Raw genomic sequence first — 8,860 nt, 5'->3', positions numbered from 1 at the left:
TCTACAATTACAAACGGATAAAGTCAAAATTAAAAGGCATGAGCCCAGTACAATACCGAGCCCATGCCCAACAGGTTGCTTAATATATATGTCTAACTTTAAGGGGTCACTTCATATTGACGGCTGCTTTTTGTTTGTCGAGGGGTGAGCCGCAATGTTGTCGGTAATTGAGTGGCATTCCGGCATTTTTCCATCAAACAGACATAATAAATGCCCTTAAGAGGAATCTTATGGGGAACAGAAGCCATATGGAGTGGGCAAAGCGAGAGGTTTTCTTTCTTTTAGCAGCAGCAACGAAATAGTTTGCGTTATTTCCGAACAATTATACAGACACCCCTATAATCGTTCGTTTTTCATTGACTTTGGCATGGGGGACTGCTAAACTAAAGACGGTGAAAAAACCTTGATCGACAAGCCGGCTCGAAGCAGGTAACTCGAAATAAGGTCGTTTTTTCATGCCGAAGGGTGGGTTTCCTTCCTGCAGATCACTGCCGAAAGAGACCAGATCTTCCTTTGCGGTGAGTAAGTGAGAGTTAGCTCTCTTATCTGTTGCCGCGTGTAGCAGTGAATAGAGGTAGTTGCATCACCAGAATCGCCAGAGGGAAAGTGCAATGGACGCTGAACGCTTTAGCGCTTTAATGAAGTCCAACTTTTCTCTGTGGTCTTACAGCCATAACGGCTCATTATGGGTGACTAGTCACCGTACGGAGGTAAGTGCATATGTCAACGGTTGTTGTTGTCGGTACGCAATGGGGAGATGAAGGAAAAGGTAAAATTACGGATTTCTTAGCGGAATCTGCTGAGGTTGTTGCTCGTTATCAAGGTGGTAACAATGCAGGCCACACGATCATTATCAGCGGGAAGAAGTATAAGCTGACGATGATTCCTTCCGGTATTTTTTACAAAGATAAAGCTTGTGTAATCGGGAATGGGATGGTTATTAATCCGGCTGCACTCATTGAAGAAATTAATTACATTCATGATAATGGTTTTACAACTACGAATTTGAACATCAGTGACCGCGCGCATGTCATTATGCCGTATCACTTGGTACTTGACGGTCTGGAAGAGGATCGTAAAGGCGATAGCAAAATCGGTACGACACGCAAAGGAATCGGCCCTGCTTACATGGATAAAGCTGCTCGTAACGGTATTCGTATCGCGGATTTGATGGATGCAGAAGAGTTCGAATTGAAGCTTCGTCGAATCGTTGCTGAGAAAAACGTATTGATCGAGCAAGTCTACGGTTCGACAGGTCTTGATGTGGAGCCAATCCTTAAAGAGTACCTCGAGTACGCAGAAGTGATTCGTCCATATGTCAAAGATACTTCCGTAATCTTGAACGAATACATTGACCAAGGTCGTAGAGTATTGTTCGAAGGCGCGCAAGGCGTTATGTTGGATATCGATCAAGGGACATACCCGTATGTAACTTCTTCGAACCCAACAGCTGGCGGTGTGTGTATCGGTTCAGGTGTAGGCCCGACGAAGATCCACAACATTATCGGTGTGGCTAAAGCTTATACGACACGTGTCGGCGACGGTCCATTCCCAACGGAATTGGACAATGAAATCGGCGCTTGGATTCGTGAAAAAGGCTTCGAATACGGTACAGTAACGGGTCGTCCACGTCGTGTTGGCTGGTTCGACAGTGTAGTTGTACGTCATGCAAGACGTGTGAGCGGCATCACGGGCTTGTCCTTGAACTCTATCGACGTTCTAACTGGTCTAGAAACAGTCAAAATTTGCACAGGCTACATGTACCGCGGCGAGTTGATTGAGCACTACCCAGCGAGCTTGAAAGCTATCTCCGAGTGTGAAGCAGTATACGAAGAGCTTCCAGGTTGGACAGAAGACGTGTCAGAAGCTCGTACATTGAGCGACTTGCCAGAGAACGCAAGACACTATGTGGAGCGCGTATCTCAGCTTACAGGCATCCCAATTGCAATCTTCTCCGTAGGCCGTAACCGTGAGCAAACGAATTTGGTTCGTCCTATCTACGCATAATCATAGATAACCCAAAATAAACGGCTACGCCGTCCTCCTAGGACGGCGTAGCCGTTTATGGAGAAATATAGCCGTTGTATGATGTGAAACATATACTAACTATATTTTAAACAATCCTCTAGACTGCTTTCGCAGCTTAGGGGATTTTTCTTTTGCCTACAGGGATATAATGGCATGGTTTTCGTCCATACTGGGAGGAGAAGCATATAGAAGCCTGTCTAGGCGGGAGTCATGTTAGGAGTGATACCAATCCAATGAAACTATTAATTTGGTTAAGTAAAATCGTCATAAGTACCGTCCTTATTACATCAATTACGATGTTTACAACATGGTATGTGGTGAACATGTACGTGGAGGATATATTTCGACAATATCAGCTACCAGCGATGGGTAAAAAGATTCAATTTAGTGAATTTGCGTCAAGATTGGCGGGAGAGCTGAATATAGTTAAGGGGAAAGACGGGGGGAAGAAGACAGCATCAGAAGAAACCCCAACGACGAAGCCTTCGCCAACTCCTAATCAGAACCCGTCAGGGGCGTTTCCAAGCCCGAGTTCAAGTCCAAATCCGAATGATCAACAACCTGTAGGCGGAATTAGTTCGTCAAGCGGTGTAGACACATCGACTGCGAATCAAGACGATGCGATAGCCGTGATGGGAAGCGCTCGAACGGAGGAGAGCGAGAAGAAGGAGCTTGTCATGTCGACGGAGGATTTTGCGAAAAAGAAAGAAGCCCTCTCGAGCGATGATAAAATGAAAATATTTTCACTTGTTGTCGCTAAGCTGCCACAGACAGAGGTGCAGACACTCTCCGGAATTCTGGAAGATGGGATTACGACGCAAGAACTTGATGAAGTAAACGCGACACTTAAGAAATATTTGAGCGACAAAGAGCTAGCGCAGTTAACAGACATTTTAAACAAGTATTAGGTTAAAGGGGAGTTGCTGACCCATGGATCTCTTCCGTAGCTTCCCTACTAAGTTTCATGCCTTTTCGTCATTTCTCATAACTTGCAGGTAAATTAGCTGGGATTTCGAACAAAAAAATAGACTTTTAGCGACTTCTTTTGGTGGTGGACACGAATCTATCACATGGTGATCGAGTATTTTGTTGAAATAGGCACAGAAAGTGTGTTAAATTTAACAAAAGAAAGATAGCATAATGGATATTATGTCTAATCAAGGTTTATTTATGTATCTACGAGTATTTGCTCTAGGGATACAGAACCGTTCAAAGGGAGAAGATCATGACAGGTTTCAGGGGAATGCGTTTCGTCATGGATCTCGTTAAGAGATTCACGCCTAAGCGAGAAAGCTTGACCGGAAATGAATCATTATCAGACAAGCAGCTAGAGGAAGTTCAGCCAGTTGATGTAACGACATCCACGACACTAACGGTAATCAAACGACATAAATGGACTCTTGCACTAGGTGTAGGTGTCATTGCACTTACGGGTGTGATTACGTTCACCGGACATCAGTATGTTGAAGCGGGCATGGATGACGTGTATCATGTGATGCTTAACAATCAAGAAGTAGGTATCGTAAGCGATAATAAGATAATTGATGAATATAAGAAGAACAAACCGTTAGATGTTCAGAAGAATTTTCCAGACGTTCATGTTGTGCTCAAAACAGACGGAATCACCTACACGTCTGAAAGGGCTTACAATATGAAAACGGACGATTCTGCTGTTATTTCCTCCTTGGATCAATTGCTCATACCGCAACCCGTGGGTGTGGCACTGAAAGTGGATGGCAAGACGATAGCGATTGTGAAGGATCAGGCAACTGCCGATCAGATTCTAACTCAAGTCAGCGAACCATTTACACCTAAAGGGAAAAATAACGAAAAAGTAGCTGCCTTATCTACCGGTCTAGGTGAGGATATTTCAACAGCGCCATCCGAGCTTGAAAAGGTGGAATTCATTCAAAAAGTCGATAAAGAGGAAGTTCCTATCGATCCAACGGAGTTAGCGAACCCAGAGGATGTCGTGAAGACGTTACAAACGGGTGATGTTGCACCAGCGAAGTACACGGTTGTCGAAGGTGACTGTGTTTCGTGTATTGCAAAGAAATTAGGCATTACGAAGCAATTTATTTATGATAATAATCCAGGGATTCAAGATGATAAGCTGAAAATCGGGAATCAATTAGATGTTACCGTGCTGAAGCCAACACTTTCTGTGAAAACGACGGAGAAAATCGTTAAGAATCAAGAGATTCAATACGATACCGAGTATGTGAAAGACGATTCGATGCGCTTAGGCGTCGTCCAACCGATTTCGCCAGGAAAGAATGGGCTTAAGAAAGTGACGATTCAAGTAACGAAGGTCGATGGTCTCATGACCGAAGAGCAAGTCGTGAATGAAGAAATTATTGATCAACCCGTCACGGCCAAGGTGAAAAAAGGGACGAAAGTCATCAAAGGTGAAGGTACAGGGAAGTTCGCATGGCCTGTCATTTCGCCTAGTATCTCAAGTACATTCGGTTATCGTTGGGGCAAGTTACATAAGGGCATCGACATCACAGGTAACAGAAATATTATGGCAGCAGATAATGGCAAAGTCATCGAAACAGGGTACAAGTCAGATTACGGCAATTATATAATAATTAACCATTTAAACGGATATGAAACACTTTATGGACATTTAAGCCAAATTACTACGAAATCAGGCACCATCGTCGAGAAGGGCGAAAAGATTGGCATTATGGGGAGCACAGGCGACTCGACTGGCGTGCATTTGCATTTTGAAGTTCACAGCAGCGGCAGCTTGGAAAATCCTTTGAAATATTTGAATCGCTAGTTAAAAAATAGAGGCAAGGTCGAACCGGACAACTCGGGGGCCTTGTCTCTTTTTAGTTAAATGTATGTTAAAATGAGGGAGAGTATGTAGGAAATAACTGGCTGATGAATGGATCTAACTCTGGCAGCTACACGCGATCAGGCGTGTCAGCGTCAGTTACTTTATAGTAGGCGGTGGTCGCATGTTTGGGAAAATTCTCGTGGTGGATGACGAACAACCAATTGCAGATATTTTGAAGTTTAACCTGGAGAAAGAGGGCTATCAGGTCATCTGTGCATACGATGGCGGAAGCGCTGTAGAGCTTGCGTTCTCGGAACAGCCAGATCTAATCCTGCTTGATCTCATGCTGCCTGTGAAGGATGGTATGGATGTATGCCGAGAGGTGCGTTCTAAGCTCAATACGCCGATTATAATGCTAACAGCGAAGGATACAGAGCTGGACAAGGTGCTGGGCTTGGAGATGGGCGCAGACGACTATGTGACGAAGCCATTCGGCACCAGGGAGTTGCTCGCCCGTGTGAAAGCGCATCTGCGCAGACAGACGAAGGTGCAAACGGCACCGAACGAGCCGGAAGCGCAGCGCAATGGGATGCGCATTCATGCGCTTTTTATCGATAACGACATGTATATGGTGTACAAGGACGGAACGCCCCTTGATCTGACACATCGGGAGTTCGAGCTCATTCAATATTTGGCCAAAAACTCAGGCAAAGTGATGACCCGTGAGCACCTGCTGCAAGCGGTGTGGGGGTTTGAATATTTCGGCGATGTACGGACCGTCGATGTGACGATTCGCCGCCTGCGCGAGAAGCTGGAGACGGATCCAAGCCGCCCGGAATATATTATGACGCGCAGGGGTCTCGGCTACTTAATGCGCAGTCCTAAAGCCGGAGGCTTCTAAGCATGAAGGGCATCCGCTTCTTTCAGTCGATTCAAGCGAAGCTAATTATTATTTATGTTCTGCTGATTCTCATCGCGATGCAGCTCATTGGGGTGTATTTCTATAAGACGGTAGAAACATATTTTAAGAATGATTTCCTAGCCTCCCGCAATAGTCAGGTCACGCTGCTAGCTGGCTTCGTTGAATCGTATTTGACGGGGGACCAGGAGAGCAAAAATGCGACCGAAGGTAAGAAAACCTACGCGGATTTAAATGAATTCGTGAGCAATCTTTTTTCCATTAATAATGCGGAAATTCAAATCATAGATGCGAATGGTAACGTGATCTCCACGTCAGTTGCGAGTCACTTGAAGCAAAAAAATACACAACCGGAAGTTATCCGGGCCTTGCAAGGAATTAAGGATAATCAGCGGATCTTCACGGACGAGGATGGGTATCGAAAGATCATTATTGCGAAGCCGGTTGGCAGTGGAGCTCGTGTTCTGGGGGCAGTCTACATCATCGCTTCCATGGAAGATGTGTATAAGACGATTCGTTCTATTAACCGAATTCTCATTTCGGCGACGTTGATTGCCTTGGGGTTGACTGCGTTATTAGGTGTTCTCTTGACGAGCACAATTACGAACCCTATTAAAGAGATTACGAAGCAGGCCACAGCTGTAGCTGAGGGGAATTTCGATCAACAAGTCGTGATTCAAGGGACCGATGAGATCGGTCAGTTGGGACAAACCTTTAATTTTATGATGAATCGGCTGAAAGAGGCCCTCTCACTCAATGAAGAAGAGAAGGAGAAGCTTGCTTCCATTCTAACAAATATGAATGATGGCGTTATCGCTACAGATGATAGAGGACATGTCATCGTGTTGAATCGCCGAGCGAAGCAGATTCTGCAAGTGGAAGAGGAAACAACGCTAGGGTTAGATATATCAGAAGTCATCGGGATTCCGATAGATACAATCCGCGGATTAGTGACAGGGCAAGTGAATACGACGTTGCTGGATATTCAGCTGCCAGACGACGAGGATGACCAATTGTCGGTTCGTATAACGTTTACGCCGATCCATCGCCGTGGCGAGGGTCAGAACGGGATCATTGCGGTGCTGCAGGATGTAACAGATCAGGAGAAGCTAGAGCAAGCTAGACGAGAGTTCGTAGCGAACGTCTCCCATGAGCTGCGAACGCCGCTGACAACGATCAAGAGTTACCTCGAGGCGCTCGATGACGGAGCGATCGAGGAACCGCAGCTCGCCTCACGCTTCATTAGCGTGACACGCAGTGAAACTGAGCGGATGATCCGCTTGGTAACGGATCTCTTGCATCTATCGCGACTCGATTCGAAGCAGTCGATGATGAGCAAGTCCTCGACGCTCGTCAGCGAGATGCTGGAGGAGGTCGCGGACCGGTTTTCTTTTCAGCTGCAGCAACGAAAAATTCAAATTATGTTACACGTGGAACATGGCGTAACGAGTCTGCTGCTCGATCGCGATAAAATTGATCAGGTACTCGATAATTTGGTCTCCAATGCGATTAAATATACCGGTGATGAAGGTACAATTCGCTTGGAAGCTCGTAAGATTGATAAAGAATTGCTGGAAATATCCGTGCAAGATAATGGGATGGGGATTCCGAAGAAGGACCTTTCTCGGATATTCGATCGGTTCTATCGCGTTGACAAAGCACGCTCTCGCAATATGGGAGGCACAGGTCTAGGTCTGTCCATTGCCCGGGAAATAGTGAAAGCGCATGGAGGGACGATCGCATTAGAGTCAGAGCTGGGTCAAGGAACGCGCGTCGTATTTACGTTGCCGATTAGGCAGGAAGAGGAGGGTGAAGTATGGTAGAGAGCCTGAAATCAGTCCTGCTCGTTCTATTGATTGGAACAAGCTTGTATCAGAGCTTTATCTTAGCTTCATACAGCCCTCCGAAGATCGAGCCGATTAGGCAAAGTAACTATGTACAGACAGAGACGCTCGGTAAGCAAGCGGAGCTATCTGATATGCTATTTCCCGATCAACTGATCATTCACTTAGGAAATCAGCAGCATTCTGTGCTATACCCAAGCAATTACTACTACACCAGATTACTGGATAATATTAAGCAGCGCAGCTTCAAAGGCTTCCGCAAGACGTCGATGTATCTCGTCAATGTGAACTGGGAAGAAGTTCGGACCAAACAGCTTGGTGTGGAGATTCGATTCCGGGAAGGCATTCCGTTCTCCATTCTGCAGCAGTTATTCCGAATCGAAGGAGAAGTTCCCGTTGAGAATGATAAAATCACGAAGATTTGGATCTACTCCAAAGGGACGAATGATGAGGTTCGTGCATTCTTTTTCACAGATTCGCCAGGTGTTGGTTATGAAGTTATTGGGGCGGACTTCACGAGTAAGGACGTTGAGAATTTCGTGGCCTATGGCGAGCCGAGCAATTTATTCAAAGCTATGAATAGCGGTGATTATTACCTGCCATTGAAAACGCTGCATCTACCTAGCTATACGTTCACGTATACACAGCTTACGGCAGATCAATTGAAGCAAAGCTTGTTCGTTGACCCTGGCATTACTCGCTATCTGAAAGAACGGGATGGCTCCGAAATCTACACCGATAGTAAGCGTGGCTTCCAATTGAATCGAGACCAACGGTGGGTGACGTATTTCGATCCGGTAGCACCTGCAACTAGTAAAACCGAGGTGTTGGAAGATTTGATGGCAGGCATCAAATTTATCAATCAGCATATTGGTTGGGATGGCAGATATATGGTAGCCCGCACTCCGGAGAAACAGTTGGACAACCAGACCTTCATATTCCGCCAGTACTATGAATCACTTCCGATTGTAACCGCACAGTCAGAAGGCTTTGGCACGATGAATATGCAAGTGCAGAAAGGTGTAATCTCAGGATTCGAGCGCTCGATGGTGATTCCTGATCTGAAGTCTGGGCAACGCAAAGAGAATGAGTTGATGTCAGTAGATTTGATCGAGCAACGATTACAATACTACCAGCGTCGATCCAGCATCATTTCTATATTTCCAGCGTATCGTCCGGTGATTTCGGATAAGACAGTAACATTAACCAGTACATGGGCAATCGAGCTGCGTGATGGCACGTATGATTTCATTGAATAGACAGGCTGACAGGGAAGGGTTGGTG

At 45.7% G+C, this 8,860-nt stretch carries 8 protein-coding genes; 7 read left to right on the top strand and 1 reads right to left on the bottom strand.

The window, feature by feature from the left end; all coding sequences use genetic code 11:
* On the top strand, nt 1–83 hold an 83-nt coding region (locus ASG89_RS35740; RefSeq protein ID WP_157276738.1), incomplete at its 5' end, for an IS3 family transposase.
* A gap of 239 nt (nt 84–322) precedes the next feature.
* On the opposite strand, the gene ASG89_RS38240 is transcribed toward ASG89_RS35740, so the two are convergent.
* Complete coding sequence (locus ASG89_RS38240) at nt 323–457, bottom strand: hypothetical protein (RefSeq protein ID WP_268795637.1); 135 nt, start codon at nt 455–457, stop codon at nt 323–325.
* A gap of 263 nt (nt 458–720) precedes the next feature.
* On the opposite strand from ASG89_RS38240, the gene ASG89_RS20465 reads away from it, so the two are divergent.
* The 6 genes from ASG89_RS20465 (at nt 721) to ASG89_RS20440 (ending at nt 8,835) form a co-directional block, all read left to right on the top strand.
* Entirely contained in the window at nt 721–2,007 is a 1,287-nt protein-coding gene (locus ASG89_RS20465; protein ID WP_057312932.1) for an adenylosuccinate synthase, read from the top strand.
* Nucleotides 2,008–2,261: 254 nt separating this feature from the next.
* Complete coding sequence (locus ASG89_RS20460; RefSeq protein WP_057312931.1) at nt 2,262–2,936, top strand: hypothetical protein; 675 nt, start codon at nt 2,262–2,264, stop codon at nt 2,934–2,936.
* Nucleotides 2,937–3,253: 317 nt separating this feature from the next.
* Nucleotides 3,254–4,813 (top strand): M23 family metallopeptidase, encoded by a 1,560-nt coding sequence (locus ASG89_RS20455; protein ID WP_057312930.1) that lies wholly within the window; start codon nt 3,254–3,256, stop codon nt 4,811–4,813.
* Between the two features lie 181 nt (nt 4,814–4,994).
* Entirely contained in the window at nt 4,995–5,714 is a 720-nt protein-coding gene (yycF, locus tag ASG89_RS20450) for a response regulator YycF (RefSeq protein WP_056622616.1), read from the top strand.
* A gap of 2 nt (nt 5,715–5,716) precedes the next feature.
* A complete protein-coding gene (gene walK, locus ASG89_RS20445; RefSeq protein WP_057312929.1) occupies nt 5,717–7,555 on the top strand; it encodes a cell wall metabolism sensor histidine kinase WalK in 1,839 nt (612 codons plus the stop codon).
* Nucleotides 7,549–8,835 (top strand): YycH family regulatory protein, encoded by a 1,287-nt coding sequence (locus ASG89_RS20440; RefSeq protein ID WP_057312928.1) that lies wholly within the window; start codon nt 7,549–7,551, stop codon nt 8,833–8,835. Before walK ends, ASG89_RS20440 begins: the two co-directional genes overlap by 7 nt.
* The last annotated feature ends 25 nt before the right edge of the window (nt 8,836–8,860 follow it).

This window comes from Paenibacillus sp. Soil766, assembly GCF_001428105.1.
Taxonomy (GTDB): domain Bacteria; phylum Bacillota; class Bacilli; order Paenibacillales; family NBRC-103111; genus Paenibacillus_E.
Note: the sequence above shows the minus strand (reverse complement) of the source record. Positions and strands in the feature narration are given on the sequence as shown.

Coding starts and splice junctions, on each gene's coding strand:
- yycF (WP_056622616.1), top strand. CDS start 4,995: ATGTTTGGGAAAATTCTCGTGGTGGATGACGAACAACCAATTGCAGAT.
- ASG89_RS20465 (WP_057312932.1), top strand. CDS start 721: ATGTCAACGGTTGTTGTTGTCGGTACGCAATGGGGAGATGAAGGAAAA.
- ASG89_RS20455 (WP_057312930.1), top strand. CDS start 3,254: ATGACAGGTTTCAGGGGAATGCGTTTCGTCATGGATCTCGTTAAGAGA.
- ASG89_RS38240 (WP_268795637.1), bottom strand. CDS start 457: ATGAAAAAACGACCTTATTTCGAGTTACCTGCTTCGAGCCGGCTTGTC.
- walK (WP_057312929.1), top strand. CDS start 5,717: ATGAAGGGCATCCGCTTCTTTCAGTCGATTCAAGCGAAGCTAATTATT.
- ASG89_RS20460 (WP_057312931.1), top strand. CDS start 2,262: ATGAAACTATTAATTTGGTTAAGTAAAATCGTCATAAGTACCGTCCTT.
- ASG89_RS20440 (WP_057312928.1), top strand. CDS start 7,549: ATGGTAGAGAGCCTGAAATCAGTCCTGCTCGTTCTATTGATTGGAACA.